The organism is Haloferula luteola (genome assembly GCF_014201715.1).
Lineage (GTDB): Bacteria > Verrucomicrobiota > Verrucomicrobiia > Verrucomicrobiales > Akkermansiaceae > Haloferula > Haloferula luteola.
The window spans coordinates 57,963-74,092 of record NZ_JACHFD010000021.1; the positions used below are offsets into that span (position 1 = coordinate 57,963).

Genomic DNA, 16,130 nt, shown 5'->3' on the forward strand with positions numbered 1-16,130 from the left:
ACAGGGATTCCAGTTTGGCTTTTACCAAAACGCTCCTTGGTCCGCCTCGTCCGATTGGACGGTTTTTGGTGGGAAAATCCTCGCGCTCAGAGTTTCCCGGAGGCTTCGAGGCGACGCTGGATCTCCGCGATCGCCCAGTGGGCGTGCTCGGCGACGAGCGCATCCTCGCCATGGGCGGCTTGATCCAGGGCGGGAAGATCTTCGGCGCTTCCCGTGTTGCCGAGGACCACGCAAGCATTCCGCCGCAGCCGGCTAAGCTTGATGCGCTTGATCGGACTGCCCTTGAAGATCCGGCTGAAGTCCTCTTGTGCGAGTTGGAGGATCTCGCGGGCCGTCAGGTTGAAGATCGCTTCTCGGGCGTGAAAGGTCGCTTCTCGAGAAACTTGGGCGAAGCGGTTCCAAGGACAAACTTCCAGGCATTCATCACATCCGTAGAGCCGGTTGCCGATGGCGCGCCGGTAAACCTCGGGGATAGGGCCTTTGTTTTCGATGGTCAGATAGGAAATGCAGCGACGTGCATCGACCCGATGGGGCTGGGTGATGGCTCCGGTCGGGCAGGCGTCGAGGCATCGCGTGCACTTCCCGCAATGGTCGCCGAACGGAGCGTCGGGCTCGATTTCCAAGGTGGTCAGCAGCTCAGCGAGAAAGAACCAGGGCCCCAAGCGCCGGTGAATCTGGACGGTGGATTTGCCGTTCCAACCGAGACCAGCATCGGTGGCGAAATCCCGCTCCAGCACGGGACCCGTATCAACGTAGTAGCGTTGCTCTCCTCCCCACCCCTTCATGAGTTCATGGAGGGCCTTCAGCTTGGATTCGAGGCAATCGTGGTAGTCTTCATTCCATGCGTAACGGGCGATCCGCCAACCGGTGGGAGGATGGGGTCCGGGAAAGTAGTTGAGTGCCAAGGTGACGATCGATCGGCATCCGGGCAGGACTTCCCGCGGATCGGTGCGGCGATGGGGATTGCGTTCCAGCCAGGCCATGCTGCCGTGGCAGCCGTCGTCGAGCCAGGATTCGAAGGCGGCTGCGTGGGTCGCGCGCCCAGCGGTGGCGATCCGGCAGTCGTCGAAGCCCAGTTCCGTGGCAGCTTGCTTGATGGTGGTGGCGAGGGTCACAGTGGCGGAAAGCATCAACACCTGCAGATTTCGATTCGCCAAGGGATTTGACACCTCGGTCGCGGCGCGGTTGGGTCGCGGGCATGACATCGGCGGCGTCCCTTTTAGCCTGTGCAGTGGCCCTGGCCTCCCTTCCTGTTTCCGCGGAAACCCTCGGAACCTATAACATTCGCTACGACAATCCTGGCGACCGGGAAAGCGGTCACGCCTGGGCGCAACGCGCACCTCACGTCGCGGGGCTGATCCGCTTTCACGACTTCGATATTGTCGCCACTCAGGAAGGCTTCAAGCACCAGATCGATGACCTCCGACGACTGCTGCCCGACCATGCGGTGAGTTCCCATGGCCGCGATGATGGTGCGGATCAAGGCGAGCAGATCGCGATTTTTTTCCGCAAGACCGACTATCGTCTCCTTGATGAAGGCTACTTCTGGCTGTCAGAGACTCCCGAAAAACCCAGCCGTGGCTGGGATGCGGACCTGTTTCGGATGTGCGGTTGGGTCAAGTTGGAGCCCACGGACGGTCGCCCGCCCTTCTATGTTTTCAGCATTCACTTCGATCACCGAGGGGAGGAGTCCCGGAAGCAAAGTGCCCGCCTCGTGCTGCGAAAAATCGATGAAATCGCCGGTGAGACCACGGCCTATCTGATGGGCGATTTCAATGCGGATCAGAGCAGCGAGGCCTATCGCATTCTCTGTGAATCCTCTCGATTTGCCGACGCCTTCGAACTCGCCAAAATCCGTTACGCTCCGAATGGCACGATCAATGGATTTGATCCTAACTTGCTGACGGAAAGTCGGATCGATCACGTTTTTGTTCCTGAGAATGCTCCGGTGCGACGGCTCGGTATTCTCACCGACACCTATCACACCCCGATCACGGCAGATCCGACCGAAACGACCTCCGCCAACTTCCCTGAGGAAGTGAAGTTTGGGGAGGGCTTTGCCACTCAATTGCCCTCGGATCACTTTCCGGTGATCATCGAGCTGGGGAATGATCCCGGCACTTGAGGCTCAATGCCCATCGGGTGCTTGAAAGCCGCGCCGTACCCACTGATTCCAAGTGCGGCGCGCTTCATGAGGAAAGCATGAGTCGCGCAAAAAGCGGTTCATGAACAGTCGAAGGGCGGCGGGAGCCTCGCCTCCTTCCCAGAGAGGCGCGCGCAGAATCGCTCCCGGATCGGCAGCGTTGCGCAGATCGTGGGTGTCGAGGGTTGCGGCGCGAATGAAGGCGTCTTCAATGGTCAGGTAAACACTGGCGTGGCCCGCCGCATGGCTTGCCGAGGTGCCAAACTCCATGGCTCTCCAATAGTCGGCTCCTTGGCGGCCCTCATCGCGTCGATGGGTGATGATGGATTCCAGCACCCGGGCTGCGGAAATGGCCACGGCGAAGGCGGCATCGGCACCGTGTGTGTCTTCTTCGTAGCGGCAGCTACGGGTGTATCCTGCGGCACAAAAGCAGGCGTCAGCGTGTTGAGCCATTTCCTCTGATGTGGGCGAGCGCCCGGTGCTGCCCCACGCCACGGCGAGGGCGTCGCGGGCACAACTGACGGCTGCCATCAGTTCCCGAAAATGGCCTGTTGCCTCCGCTGATTTTGGCGAAAAAACGGGCACCACCCGCGCCAGGTTCCTGAGCGCCAGGGACTGCAGAATCGGTGGCGGCATTTGATAGAGTAGCTCCCGCGTCTGCCGCCATACGGTGCCGATTTTCGGCAGGGATTCCGGCTTGAAGGGAGAGACGACTTCCTCCTCCGCGTGGCGTCCCCAGTCTTCGGAAAGCGCGAGGGATGACCCGACACTTCCGACCGCCCGCGCCAAAGCCTGAATCGTGGTCGGAGAAAGCGGGCCTCCGCGCTCGGCCTTCTGCACCACGCTGCGTGTCAGGCCTGCTTCCATGGCCAGTTGATCCTGAGTCATCCCCCGCTGCTCGCGGCGGGAACGCAGCTGTCTGCCATCGATCAAAGCTCCTTTGGGACGTGCCATTCTGCTTAAACGATTAAAAGTGGGCGTTTCATATCAAACGGATCTCCGTTTCCCGAATCCACAGCAAACACTAAGCCGATGATCGACACTTTGATTCATGCTCATGTCCCGGATTCTCCGTCTCTTCAGCCCCATCCTCAGTGCCAGCGTGGTCAGCTTCGGCCCGCTTCTGGCGTTTGAGGTCACCCACCTGCGTTGCGAGTACCTTACCGATCCTCTGGGTATCGAAACGCCCGAGCCACGGTTGTCGTGGCTGCTCGACTCCAGCGAGCGTGGGGAATCTCAGACCGCTTGGCAAATCCTCGTCGCCAGCAGTGAAGAGGCCCTGGCCAGCGATCAGGGAGATCTTTGGGACAGTGGCAAGGTCATGGAAGATCGCACCAGTCAGATCGTCTATGGCGGAGCGGCTCTCGGTTCTCGGCAGGTTTGTCATTGGAAGGTCCGCGCCTGGGACAAGGATGGTGAGCCGTCTGAGTGGAGCGAACCTGGAATCTGGTCAGTCGGTCTCCTAGATGCGTCCGATTGGACCGCCACTTGGCTGGAAGGTTCCTTGTTGGGATCGCCTGCTGGGGAGGCCACCGAGCGGACGATCGTCTCTGCGACATACGGGAATCTTGCGGGAACGGTCGTGGTCGACGTCACCGCCAGCCTCGTTGACATGCTGGCACAAGGAAGTTTCGCCCTGCCGGTCACCAACGATGCCTTCGGCGGAGATCCTGCCTACAATCAGGTCAAACAACTCAAAATTGAGTATCAACTTCCGGGGTCTGCCGAGGTCTACACGAAGACCTTTGCCGAGGACACATTGATCGTGCTCCCGGATGCGCTGCCCGCACTACTTGAGCCTGTGATCACCGAGGCTTCCTGGGAAGCCGTCGATGGCAGTGGCTCGCGTGATGTGCTCTCGGTGCTTCAGGACCTCGACCAAGGAAGCCCCTATTCGGTGCTGGTGGACAATACGGCCTTTGGTCCCGACCCAGCCTTCAACCATCTCAAGCAACTTCGCATTGGCTACACCATCGATGGCGTCGCCGCCCAGGCGATCATTGCGGAGAATACGACGTTTAACTTTCCAATCGACCTTCCGGCACCCATCGAGGCGACTTTGACCTCAGCGACTTATGCTGCCATCAATGGCAGCGGGTCGAGTGACGTGTTGGCTCTGCTGCAGGCACTGGGAGAGGGGTTCTCGATCACCGTCGACAATGATCACTTGGGAGGCGACCCCGCTGAGAACTCCGTGAAATGGCTGAAAGTGGGATACACCCGCAACGGCCAGAACTACACCCGTATTTTCGAGGAAGACGAGGTGTTCGAGTTCCCCGGTGGCCTTGAGCGCCCAAGCACCCTTCCCTATTTGCGGAAATCCTTCACGCCGAGCCAACCCGTCGCTCGCGCAACCGTGTATGCGACAGCCCTGGGTATCTACGAACTGTCGCTCAACGGTCAACGCATCGGCGACCATAAGTTTGCCCCGGAATGGACAGCTTATAGCCAACGTTTGAACTACCAGACCTACGACGTCACTCCCCTACTGCAGGATGGAGTGAACGTGGTCGGCGCCCAACTGGCCAATGGCTGGTACTCAGGTCATATCGGCAATGGGAACTATCAGCACTGGGGAGTGGGCAATGCTTTGCGCATGCAGATGGAGATTGAGTATGCGGATGGGAGCGTGGAGACCATCGCGACGGATGGTTCATGGAAGTCTCACGCGAGCCCGATTCTTTACTCGGACATCATGCAGGGTGAGGTTCACGATGCCCGTCTGGAAGTCGACGGCTGGAACACTGTTGCCGTGGACGCGGCGGATTGGCCGGGAGTGGTCCTGCGGACGCCGGTCGACGTGCCGATTTCTGGGCAGGTCATGGAGCCGAGCCGAGAGGTTGATGTCCTCGAACCTATCGAACTCACCGAACCTGCCCCCGGTAAGTGGACCTTCAACCTCGGGCAAAACATGGTGGGCGTGTTGCGCATCCACCTCAATGAACCGGCCGGAACCACCGTCACTCTGCGGCATGGGGAGCGGCTCAATCCCGATGGAACACTGTACACGGCCAATCTTCGTGGTGCCGCTTGTGTCGATACCTACGTGTGCCGCGGAGGCGGTGAAACTTGGCAGCCGACCTTCACGTTCCACGGCTTCCAGTATGCCGAGGTGACCGGACTGACCACGACGCCGGACACCTCGCTGATCGAAGGCATTGTGATCGCTTCCGACACGCCGGATGCCGGCTCGCTCGCCACCTCCGATGGTCGAGTCAACCAGCTCCAATCGAACATCGAGTGGGGCCAAAAAGGCAATTACTTGAGCGTGCCGACCGATTGTCCTCAACGGGATGAGCGCCTCGGCTGGCTGGGAGATGCACAAGTGTTCGTACGCACGGCGACCCATAACGCCGACATTGCAGCTTTCTTCAACAAGTGGATGCGGGATATCCGTGACAGCCAATACAGCAGCGGTTCTCTGCCCGACGTCGCGCCCGACGCGGCTCCTTCTTCCGGAACTGCCGGGTGGAGTGAGGCCGCGGTCATTTGTCCGTGGACGATCTATCAGGCGTATGGAGACACCCGGATCCTCGAGGAGAACTGGGACTTGATGACGGGCTGGATGACTTACTGCAAATCGACGACTTCCCGCGGAATCCGCAGCGGAAATCGGGGCAGTGATTATGGAGATTGGCTCTCCATCAATGCCGATACCAACCGCGAAGTGATCGGCACGGCTTACTATGCCTATACGAATCATTTGATGGCCATGGCCGCCACGGTGTTGGGAAAAACGGCAGAGGCGGAGGCCTATCAGGCGGAGTTCGAGCTGAGTAAGCGGGCTTTCAATTCCAAGTATGTCAGTTCCACGAACGGAAGCATCACCAGCAACACCCAGTGCGCTTACCTTCTGGCGTTGAAGTTCGACTTGTTGGACGAAGAACTCCGGCCGGTGGTGGCAAATCGTTTGGTGGCGGACATCCACGCCAAAGGGGATCACCTGTCGACGGGTTTCCTGGGTGTCAGCTATCTTCTGCCGGTGCTCTCTGCGACCGGGCACAACGACGTCGCCTACACCTTGCTCGAGCAGGACACTTTCCCTTCCTGGTTGTTTTCCATCAGCCACGGGGCAACGACCATCTGGGAGCGATGGGATGGATGGACTCCGGAGAATGGATTCCAATCGACCATCATGAATTCATTCAACCACTACTCTCTGGGATCTTGTGGAGAGTGGCTCTACGAAACGCTGGCAGGGATCAGCTTCGACCCATCAGTACCTGCCTACAAAAAGATCGTCATCCATCCACAACCCGGTGGCACCATCACCCATGCGCATGCTACCCGGCAGACCATTCAGGGGGAGATTGCTTCCAGCTGGCGGTTGTATGATGGTGGCTTCACGTTGGAGACCACGATTCCGGTGAATACGACGGCAGAAGTCTATGTGCCGGCGGCATCGGCGGAAGAAGTTCAGGAATCCGGTAAGCCCGTGGAGGAGTCCGAGGGCGTCAGTTTTCTGCGCCTTGAGGATGGTTTCGCCGTGTTCGCTGTAGGATCGGGACGGTATCGCTTCACCGCGGGAGAGGGCATCGACCCCACTTTGGAGTCCATTCAACATGATGCGGGTGCACCGGTGAAGGTGCTCATTTCCACGTTGCTCGAGGGATTGCCGGAAGGAACCCGCCTGCTGGAATTCGATACCCTGAGCGTGAATGGCGCCGCGGTCACCGAAGAGGACGGCTGGCTGACCTACACGCCGTCGTCTGGATCGGTGCCGCCGGATTCGTTTGGGTATCTCATCCGCGGTGCGGATGGGTCGGTGGAGACGCGCACTTTGCTGGTCATGGAAATCCCCGAAGACGCACCGGATCAGACAACCTTGCGTTTCGAGCAGGTCGAAGGTGGGGCCCGGAAGGTGTTCTTCTCTGGAGTCCCCGGTCGTCTCTATCGCATTGAGGCCAGCGACTCATTGGGAGCCTGGGAAACCGTGTCCACGGTGCAGGCCGACTCGGAGGGCAGTTTTACTTACACCGATAACACCCCGGCACCCGCGTCTCGCTTTTACCGTTCGGTGTTCCCCTGAGGGTTCCGTGAGCGTTTTATAGCAGGCGCTTTGTTAGGCGGATTCTTGAACCACCCCGGCGAGATCTTCAGAGTGTTCCGCCAATGGGTCTGTGCCCATCCAATCCCGGTTCATTACCCCGCCGGGACTTGGTTCATCACCTCAACCCAAATGATTGGCAGCGACATGAAATCTCGATTCCTCCTTGTCTTCGGCCTTGCCGGCATCGTTCTTCCCGCCGCTCAGGCTGCGGTTTCCGTGACGTCCTGGAAGGACGTGGCTCCCTCCGGTTCCGCCGGGAATAGCTACGATCCTGCTAGTAGCAATGTGTTGTTCACTCCCTCCTCCACGGATCTCGCTCAGGGTCTGACGGCGGCGGTCGCCTATGAAAGCACGACCAATCCCGGAGATGTGGGCGATGTTTTCTACGAGAGTGCGGCGGGCCCCTCCGTGTGGACCGATGGGTCGATTTCCACGGTTTACGCGACGTCCGGAATGGATGCTGCCAACCACGCCTCCTATGGAGTGATTACCGGCTACACGGGCAGCTATGTGCTTCAGACATTTGTCACCTTCGATCTCGGATCGGTCTACGATCTTTCCCAGATTGATGTCTACACGGGTTGGAACGATTCGGGTCGGGACGATTCTTCGTTCACCATTCTGGTGTCGAGCGACGGCCTAACCTTCGATCTTTTGGGGAGCTACGCCAAAGGTTCGGATGATACGGGCACCTACACGAGCCCGGTGACCAATCTCCACAGCTTCACGGATGATGGCGGAGCGGCTCTCGCGACCGGCGTTCAGTACGTGCAGCTTCAGTTCACCGACGCGGACAATGCCCGGGCTGGCCTAGTGGAAGTGGATGTTTTCGCAGCGGTTCCGGAGCCTGCCACGGTGGGCTTGGCTGGCTTGGGTCTGTTGGCAGGCGTTTCCCGCCGCCGCCGGACGGCTTGCTAACGATCATCCCTTGGGATCCATGCCCCGTCCTCCGGAGTTCGTGGCCGGAGGGCGGGGTTCTCTATTTAGTGAGCGAAGTGGTAGCGGGCACTTTCGAGTATGCCGCAGGCCGTTTCTTCTGGGTCGAGGCCGGAGGTATCGATTTCAAGATCGGCGACTTCACGATAGTGAGGCTGGCGATGGTCCAGAAGAGCTTGAATGCGGCTTTTTGGGTCTTCGGTTTCGAGCAGAGGTCGGTCCCGATTTCGCCGAGTCCGGTCGAGAATGATCTCCACCGGTGCTTGGAGCCAAACGACATAGCCGAGTTGCTTGAGAAGTCGACGGCTGCGACGGCGGGTGATGATGCCACCGCCGGTCGAAATGACGCGCTGGGGGCCCGGCGCAGCCAGTTCGTGAAGGATGGCGGCTTCGACAAGGCGGAAGTACGGTTCACCTCGTTCCGCGAAGATGGACGAGATAGTGGTGCCCGCTTTTTCTTCAATGAGCTGATCGAGGTCGACAAACGGGCAGCCAAGCATCCTTGCCAGAATGCGGCCGATCGTCGTCTTCCCACAGCCCATGAAGCCGATGAGGACGATGTTTTGTTTGGGGCCGGGGGCCGTGTTCATGGGTCGAGCGTAAGGGGCTAAGGAAGAAAGGTCGAATCCTGAACTTCGAAGGATCAAAGATGGAATTTCAGGATTGATCGAAGACGGGCTGCCATGCACATCGGCGCTGTCCGCCGGCCCGGCTCAACCGTCCGGGTGGCAGTTGCTTGAGCGCGTCTGGATCGGGAAATCTATTGTCGTCGGCGGTCGAGGGTCTGGTGACCCAGGGCTGGGTGTGCCTTGAGGGTTTTCTCCGTGAAGAAGAGGCCCGGGCATTGGCTGCGGAGAGCTTGGACGCGTACGAATCGGGAGATTTTCGCCAGGCTGGCGTCGGTCGAGGAGCGGAAATCACGGTGCGGCAGGACATCCGGAGGGACCAGGTGCTGTGGCTCGAAGAAGCGGCTGCTGGGCCTGCGACTCGCGCGTATCTGGCGCGATTGGAGGAGCTGCGTGTGGCGATCAATCGCGAGCTGTTTCTTGGCTTGTTTGAGTTCGAAGGGCATTTTGCGGTTTATCCATCGGGTGGATTTTACAAAGCGCACCTCGATCGCCATCGTGGAACGGCCGATCGGGTGGTGACCGCGATTCTTTACCTCAACGATGGCTGGCTTCCCGAGCATGGTGGACGACTGAAAATTTGGACCACTCCGGGGGAGCAGGAAGGACCCTTTGAGCTGATTGAACCTCGATTGGGCTCGCTGGTGGTCTTTTTGGCAGGCGATTTTTGGCATGAGGTGGAGGTGGCGCATGAAAATCGGATGAGTGTGACGGGTTGGTTCCGGGTTCGCAGTTGATGCGGGCTTGATGCCACGGCGGTGGCTGCGGATGCTGCGCGGCAATGAATGCCGTCTGCCAACCGGAGGAGATCGTGGAGATGCTGCGCGAAGAAGGCCTGGTCGAGCTATCAGAGTCCGCGGGCGCGGAGACGGATTTGTTTGATGCTGGCCTGGATTCGATGGCGGTGATGCAGCTGATTGTGATCGTCGAAGAACGCTGGGGAGTCACGCTCGGTGCGGCGGATGCTCACCGTGAGGCCTTGGGAACCCCGGCACGTTTGGCAGAAACGATCAATGCGCGCCGATGAAGGTGGATGTGTTGGTGATCGGCGGCGGAAGTGCTGGATTGGCGGCGGCCGTGGCGTCGGCTCGCGCTGGCGCACGGACGGTTTTGATCGAGCGCCATGGCTACTGTGGTGGGATGGGGACGGCCTCGTTGGTGCACACCTTTTGCGGGCTGTACCTGCTCGATACCGAGCGGCCTGTCTTCGCTAATCCTGGCTTGGCCGAGGAGATCGGCCGACGGATGGAGAGCCGGACCGGACAGGCAGCGGTGAAGATGGGTCGTGTGTGGGTATTGCCGCAGCATCCGGTGGAGTTTGCCAGTCTGGCCGATGAACTCTTGCGAGAGGCGGGGGTGGAGGTGCTTTTGCAGTGTGAATCGACGTCCTTGATGCCCGGTTGGGAGGCAGAGGTGATGTGTCGGGGCCGGAGAATCGAGATTCAGGCAACATCGGTCGTTGATGCGAGTGGCGATGCGGTGGCGGCCGCCTCGCTGCAGGTGGAGCATGCCTTAGCAACCTCAGTGAAGCTTCAACGCCCGGCCTATGTGTGCGGGATACAGGGCGTCACGTCGCCCCTTGCGGGCTTGGAATTGGCGGGTCGGGTGGTGGAGGGAATCCGTGCAGGGCGTTTGGAAAAGGCCGCGATGGGCATCCATTTTCGCGCAAGTGGTCGGCCAGGGGAGGTGTTTGCCACGCTCGATTTATCTGGTGAGGAAGCGGGCGACTACGATCCGCTCGAACCGGGCTGCCTCTCGAAGTTGGAAGTGACGGGTCGGCGCGTTTCCATGGCAGTGCTCCAGCATCTCCGGGAAAAGGCACCGGGGTGGGAAGGCGCCTTCATTTCTCATTGGCCAGCGCGCGCGGGCGTCCGGGAGAGCCGTCGGTGGATCGGCGAAGCGGTCTTGACGGGAGAGGAAGTGATGGAGGGACGTCGTTGGGACGATGAGGTTGCGCTTGCAAGCTGGCCGTTGGAGCTGCGGGAAACGCCTCGCGGGCCCCGTTTGCGCTACCCAGCGGGTCCAGCGGGGATTCGTCGAGGTTCATTGGTGGCCAAGGGATTTGATCGACTTTACGTCGCGGGTCGTTGCCTTTCCTGCGACCATGAGGCGCAGGCATCGATTCGGGTGATGGGTACCTGCTTTGCCACCGGCGAGGCGGCGGGTTTGTTGGCCTGCAAGTCGTCTCAATCCATATCCTTGAGGTAGGCTCCCATCTCTCCATCGCCGAGGTACATGAGGAGAATGGCTCCTTCGGTGGCGACGGCCTCAAACAGGTCCATCATCATCTTTTCCTCTCCGGGCCAGGGGAAAACATAGAACAGATCCACCTCGCTTGGATCGAGGCCCTCATACTCAGGATGGGGCATCCAGGCGTCAGGATCCAAAGGGCGGTCAGGAGCCACGAGGCAGCGTTGCCCTACTCCTTCGAAACTATCGAAGCCTTCCGGGAAATAGCTGATGTTGAGAATCTCGACCTTGAGGTCGAAGTCCTCCGCCAATTGGGTGGCGAGATCGGCGAGTTCGGTGACCAGCTCGATGCCATACGACTCGAAGCCATGCCAGGCGGCGATGGAGGCAGCGACACCGAAACCGCATCCCCACTCGCAGAAGCGGAATCCTCTCAGGAGTTTTTGCTCTTTCAGGCTAGCGATCGAGGCGTGAACGACCGTGGGATCGCTGGGCACGTATCGGGAAAACTTGCGACCCAGGCCCGCTTCGAAAAAAGCGGCGTCCCGGCGATCGGCTTCGCGGATGAGATCGTAAACAGGATCGGGGAGGGGAGCGGAACTGAGGTTCAGGGATAGTTCGAGGAGGGCCATCGCGAAGGGGTTGGGAAGGCCCACCCTGAGGAGCTGGTGGCGAACTGCCGAGGGGAAAATGCCATGAGTCCTCGAGGATCAGGCAAGTCCCCGCCACACTGCGGCTACGGTGGCGCAGAGCGCAAATCCGATGACCAATGGCATGAAGGTGGCCACCGCGGTCCATTTCCAGGACCGCGTTTCCTTGTAGATCGTATAGATCGTGGTCGAGCAAGGATTGTGGCAAAGCGAAAATAGCATGAGGGAGACGGCGGTGAGCACCGTCCAGCCACCAGCTTGAAGAATGCCGCGCACCCCGTCGTTCCCTGCCTCGAACATCACCCCATTTCCAGCTCCCAGAGCATGCTGTCCGGTCACCAGCACGGTCAGCATCAGGACCGTGGGAATCACGATTTCGTTGGCGGGAATGGCGACCACGTAGGCGAGAAGAATGACGCCGGTGAGGCCCATCGACCATGCGAATGGATCGAGGGCGCGGATGATCGGGAGGGCGATGGGTTCTCCATGAAGGGGGATATTGGCAACCAGCCAAATGGCGGCTCCCGCCGGCATGGCAAAGACCACAGCACGCCACAACACGATCAAAGTACGATCGATGAGAGAGGTGTAGAGAGTCCTCCAGAAGTTCGGCGGGCGAAATGGCGGCAGCTCCAGAGAGAAAGACGTGGCCTCACCCCGGAGCATGGTTTTCGCCAAGAGCCAGGAGCTGAGCAGGGCGAAGGCAAAGCCAAGGAGCGCGACGAGCAGCACCGAGGCGGCTGCCACCGTGCCGGACCAGACCTTCGGAACCGCCGCCGCGATGAAGATGGTGGCGAGCAGGATCTGAGTCGGCCAGCGACCGTTGCAGAGCGAGAAATTGTTCGTGAGGATGGCAATGAGGCGTTCGCGGGGGGAGTCGATCACACGGGTGGCGACCACTCCGGCCGCATTGCAGCCAAGACCCATAGCCATCGTGAGGGCTTGCTTGCCGTGAGCTCCCACGCGCTGGAACACGCGGTCGAGGTTGAAGGCGACTCGTGGTAAAAATCCCAAATCCTCCAGTAAGGTGAAGCATGGGAAGAAGATGGCCATCGGGGGGAGCATCACACTGATCACCCATGCCGTCGCCAGGTACATCCCGTCGGCCAGAAGGCCGGTGAGCCAATTCGGAGAGCCGATCGATTGCAGAAATCCGTGAACGGCGGGATGCCCGTGGTCCACCAACAACGTGGCAAGCATGGCCGATGGCACGTTGGCGCCGATGACCGTCAGCCAGAGCACCGCGCCGAGCACCGCGGTCATGATCGGAAATGCCGTGACCGGGTGCGTCAGAAGGTGGTCGACCCGTTGCTGCCAGACGAGTCGCCGAGTGGTTCCTTGACGTCGCACATTGCGGTCGGCGAGGCGCGCGGCCTCGCCGTAAATGGCTTCGGTGAGTCGATCATGGAGGTTTTGTGGGAGTTCCCAGCGCAGCTCCGCAGCGAGTTGGAGCGGGATCTCTCGAGAGGCTGAACTGGCTGTTTCTGGGGAGGATTCTCGGTCTTGTCCAAGACTGCCGTCGCGCACGGCATCGATCACTTCGCGGTCTCCTTCGAGCAGCCGCAGGGCCACCCAGCGGGCCTGCGGGAGGGCGGGCACGGCTTCGTGGAGGGCACTTTCCACTCGGTCCAGTGCCCGCGTGAGCCCCGGAACTTCCAAAGGCAGCTTCAATGGGGGGAGCGCGTCCGTGCGCGCCGCCATCAACGCCAGTTCCCGTAGCAGTTCTGGAATCCCCTCGCCAGAGCGTGCGGCGCATGGGACGACTGGGATGCCGAGATCGCGCGCCAGATTGCGGGCGTCGATTTCAATCCCATGGGCTTTGGCCTCGTCCATGAGGTTGAGGCACAGCACGGCCTTGCGAGTGATTTGCAGGACTTGAAGGACGAGATTGAAATTGCGTTCAAGGCTGGTGGCATCGGCGACGATGAGCGTGACGTCCGGTTGTCCAAAGAGAAGAAATCCGCGAGCGACTTCCTCATCAGGAGACGCGGAGAGCAGCGAATAGGTGCCGGGGAGATCGACCAACTTGTAACGGTGATCTTCGTAAGAAAATGCACCCTCGGCGCGGGCGATGGTTTTCCCCGGCCAGTTTCCGGTGTGCATGCGCAGACCGGTGAGGGCGTTGAAGACGGTGGTTTTGCCGGTATTCGGGTTGCCCGCCAGCGCGATCACAAATTCGGTGTCTTCGATCATCACGCCCAGCTTGCGCATGGCGCCATGCCGGGATGGGCATTTCAGGCAGGCTTCACTGACCTCGTGAGGAGGGGGAGTGGGAGTCGATGTGCTCATTCGGCACCTCCTTCCTGTGGCAGCACCAACACACGCTCTGCTTGCTCGCGGCGCAGCCCGATCATGGTTCCGCGGATCCAGTAAGATCGCGGCGTGCCGAAGGGGCTCGCAAATTCACAGCGAATTTCCGTTCCTGGAACGAGGCCGAGGTCGAGCAGACGGCTGCGTTCAGCGCCCACGCAGGCGGGCGAGAGTTCGCGCACGATGGAAACCGAGCCAATCGGACGGTCGCTAAGCCGACGCACCGCCGGATCGAGCAATGGCTCGGATTTCTCCAAGTGAATCATCGTCAGCCAAGTCGCCGGAATCTGGATCCGCCGACCTTCACCGGTGAATTCCATGCTGCCGTCCGCCACTCGCTGCAATCCTCTGATGCCCATGCCCGGATGCAGCCCGGCGCGCACCATCTCGCGGTAAATCGTCTCCGGCTCGTCTTCCAAATGACCAATCACGGCTTCCAGTCCTTCGGGCCATTCCGCCATGCTGACTCGTGGAGCACCTCGAAGATCCCCCTCGCGGGTCGGAATGGGATCTCCATGGGGATCGAAACGCGGGTTGCCGAGGCGATCGGCCAACTGGTTCGTCTCTCCATGGTCCCATCGAGCGCCCGCAGAACGTGCGGCTCGGTGCCAATCCTCCGCCGGGCGTCCGGTTTCCCGGGCCATCCAAGTTTCGAGTAAGCGATGGCGACGAACAATCTCAAGGGCCACCTTTCGTCCGTCATCCGTGAGTCGCCAAGTCTCGCCACGGGGGCATACCCAGCCAACTGTGGCCAGTTCCGCGAGCAAAAGCGCTGCCCGGGATCGCCGGATCTCCAGCGCTCCCGCTACACTGTCCACACTCACGGATCGCTCGCTCTCCTCACCATCGAGGAGATGCTTCAATACCGCTTCGCGGCGTTTCGCCGCACGTTCCGAGGGATCATTCGCTCGCACGACAGGAATTCAGAACGTGGGACATGGTTTGTCAAAGTAGTTTTTTTGATAACTCAAAATAGAGGGGGTTTCGTTACGAAGTTGGACGAGTGACAGCTCTGTCAGAGGATTTCCGCTGCCGCGGGTCAGGTCGGGAGCTAGCTCGCAGAGCCATGGTCTTGAAGTGTTGGGTTTCGATTTTTGGTTTCGGTGTGTTGGTTGCCTCCGCAGGAGAAGCTCCCACGCGGGTGGAGCGAATTCGGGAGGTCTTTTTTCACCAACCAGAGGAGGTGCTGGTGATTGCTCACCGGGGTGATTGGCGGAATGCCCCAGAGAACTCGGTCGCAGCGATCGAAGGGGCCATTGAGCTGGGATGTCATGGGGTCGAGATCGACCTGCGTCGTTCCAAGGACGGGCATTTCGTTCTGATGCATGATGAAACGGTGGACCGCACAACCTCCGGGCACGGAAAAGTGAGAGACCTGACCTTGAAGCAACTGCGGAAGCTTCATTTGCGCAACGGCTTGGGGCGAGCCACCGAGTTTCGCATCCCAACTTTGGAAGAAGCACTCGATGCCGCACAGGGAAAGGTGCTGCTCAACCTCGACAAGGCAGGCGATCATCTCGCGGAGATTGCATCCATTGTCGAAAGCCACGGGATGCTGGACCACGTCATCCTGAAGGGAACTCAGTCATCATCCCAAGTGCGTGCGGCATTAGGAGCGCTGAGTGAGCAGGTCATTTACATGCCGATCGTCAATCTCGATGACCCGGAAAAGGCTGCTCGGCAATTGGATGAGGTCATCGAAGGACTCCATCCTCCAGCCGTCGAATGCGTGTTTCGCAAGGATGGAAACCCGCTGCTGGGCAGATTGCCGGAATATCGAAATCAAGGGGTGCGAATCTGGTTCAACTCCCTTTGGCCGAGCTTAAATGGCGGACGCGATGATGATCGTGCCCGTGATGAGCCGGATGCCGTGTATGGTTGGATGTTAGAGCAGGGCGCCACGATGATTCAGACCGATCGGCCCGGGCAATTGCTGGGTTGGCTTGCGGAGCACAAACCGGCACGGCTTCCAGCACCTTGAGTCTACTTCACTCCCCCTGATAGAAGGGGGAGAGGACAGGGTATTGAAGGGGCGAGTCGACGGACGGAGGGAAAGGGGTTTTTTTGGGTTTTGGAGAAATTTTCTCGATTTCAATGAGTTACGACAGCTTTCCAGGTTGACCGGATTTCTGATTCGGGATAAGCGTCTGATAACCAGACAAATCCATGCTTCCCGCGAATCTCCCCCCTACGTTCGCGAGAGGATCCCGCTCTTCTTCCCTTCG

Annotated in this window: 13 protein-coding genes; 7 read left to right on the forward strand and 6 right to left on the reverse strand. The window is 59.9% G+C overall.

Translation table 11 applies throughout. The annotated features are described in order from the left end of the window. Positions 1-86: 86 nt before the first annotated feature. Positions 87-1,205 carry a tRNA epoxyqueuosine(34) reductase QueG gene (queG, locus tag HNR46_RS16655; RefSeq protein WP_246418166.1) on the reverse strand — a complete coding sequence of 373 codons (1,119 nt, stop codon included), beginning with the start codon at positions 1,203-1,205 and terminating at the stop codon, positions 87-89. On the opposite strand from queG, the gene HNR46_RS16660 reads away from it, so the two are divergent. Beyond that, positions 1,199-2,125, forward strand: a complete 927-nt coding sequence (locus HNR46_RS16660) for an endonuclease/exonuclease/phosphatase family protein (protein ID WP_184020823.1) — start codon at positions 1,199-1,201, stop codon at positions 2,123-2,125. The two genes, queG and HNR46_RS16660, sit on opposite strands and share 7 nt — an antisense overlap. A 3-nt stretch (positions 2,126-2,128) precedes the next feature. Here the strand turns inward: HNR46_RS16660 and HNR46_RS16665 are convergent, their stop codons facing one another. Beyond that, positions 2,129-3,097, reverse strand: coding sequence for a helix-turn-helix domain-containing protein (locus HNR46_RS16665; protein ID WP_184020825.1), 969 nt, complete (start codon positions 3,095-3,097; stop codon positions 2,129-2,131). A gap of 103 nt (positions 3,098-3,200) precedes the next feature. Between HNR46_RS16665 and HNR46_RS16670 the strand changes: the two genes are divergently transcribed. Next, positions 3,201-7,172, forward strand: coding sequence for a glycoside hydrolase family 78 protein (locus tag HNR46_RS16670; protein ID WP_184020827.1), 3,972 nt, complete (start codon positions 3,201-3,203; stop codon positions 7,170-7,172). Positions 7,173-7,337: 165 nt separating this feature from the next. Further along, a complete protein-coding gene (locus HNR46_RS16675) occupies positions 7,338-8,111 on the forward strand; it encodes a PEP-CTERM sorting domain-containing protein (protein WP_184020829.1) in 774 nt (257 codons plus the stop codon). Positions 8,112-8,176: 65 nt separating this feature from the next. Here the strand turns inward: HNR46_RS16675 and HNR46_RS16680 are convergent, their stop codons facing one another. Beyond that, the gene (locus tag HNR46_RS16680; protein ID WP_184020831.1) at positions 8,177-8,719 is read right to left on the reverse strand and encodes a shikimate kinase; all 543 of its coding nucleotides are present in this window, start codon (positions 8,717-8,719) and stop codon (positions 8,177-8,179) included. A 146-nt stretch (positions 8,720-8,865) separates the two neighbouring features. Between HNR46_RS16680 and HNR46_RS16685 the strand changes: the two genes are divergently transcribed. Genes HNR46_RS16685 through HNR46_RS16695 form a run of 3 tightly spaced genes read left to right on the forward strand, consistent with a single transcriptional unit; the run spans position 8,866 to position 10,963 of the window. Then, positions 8,866-9,492 (forward strand): 2OG-Fe(II) oxygenase, encoded by a 627-nt coding sequence (locus tag HNR46_RS16685; RefSeq protein WP_184020834.1) that lies wholly within the window; start codon positions 8,866-8,868, stop codon positions 9,490-9,492. A 44-nt stretch (positions 9,493-9,536) separates the two neighbouring features. Next, positions 9,537-9,782 (forward strand): phosphopantetheine-binding protein, encoded by a 246-nt coding sequence (locus HNR46_RS16690; protein WP_184020836.1) that lies wholly within the window; start codon positions 9,537-9,539, stop codon positions 9,780-9,782. After that, positions 9,779-10,963 carry an FAD-dependent oxidoreductase gene (locus HNR46_RS16695; RefSeq protein ID WP_184020838.1) on the forward strand — a complete coding sequence of 395 codons (1,185 nt, stop codon included), beginning with the start codon at positions 9,779-9,781 and terminating at the stop codon, positions 10,961-10,963. Before HNR46_RS16690 ends, HNR46_RS16695 begins: the two co-directional genes overlap by 4 nt. Here HNR46_RS16695 and HNR46_RS16700 read toward each other — a convergent pair. The 3 genes from HNR46_RS16700 to HNR46_RS16710 form a co-directional block, all read right to left on the reverse strand. Further along, positions 10,942-11,577 (reverse strand): class I SAM-dependent methyltransferase, encoded by a 636-nt coding sequence (locus tag HNR46_RS16700; protein ID WP_184020840.1) that lies wholly within the window; start codon positions 11,575-11,577, stop codon positions 10,942-10,944. The two genes, HNR46_RS16695 and HNR46_RS16700, sit on opposite strands and share 22 nt — an antisense overlap. A 78-nt stretch (positions 11,578-11,655) precedes the next feature. Further along, positions 11,656-13,884, reverse strand: a complete 2,229-nt coding sequence (gene feoB / locus HNR46_RS16705; protein ID WP_221285234.1) for a ferrous iron transport protein B — start codon at positions 13,882-13,884, stop codon at positions 11,656-11,658. After that, positions 13,881-14,819, reverse strand: a complete 939-nt coding sequence (locus HNR46_RS16710) for an iron dependent repressor, metal binding and dimerization domain protein (RefSeq protein ID WP_184020842.1) — start codon at positions 14,817-14,819, stop codon at positions 13,881-13,883. Before HNR46_RS16710 ends, feoB begins: the two co-directional genes overlap by 4 nt. A 152-nt stretch (positions 14,820-14,971) precedes the next feature. Here HNR46_RS16710 and HNR46_RS16715 point away from each other — a divergent pair, with 152 nt between their 5' ends. Then, a complete protein-coding gene (locus HNR46_RS16715; protein WP_184020844.1) occupies positions 14,972-15,886 on the forward strand; it encodes a glycerophosphodiester phosphodiesterase family protein in 915 nt (304 codons plus the stop codon). Positions 15,887-16,130: the final 244 nt, after the last annotated feature.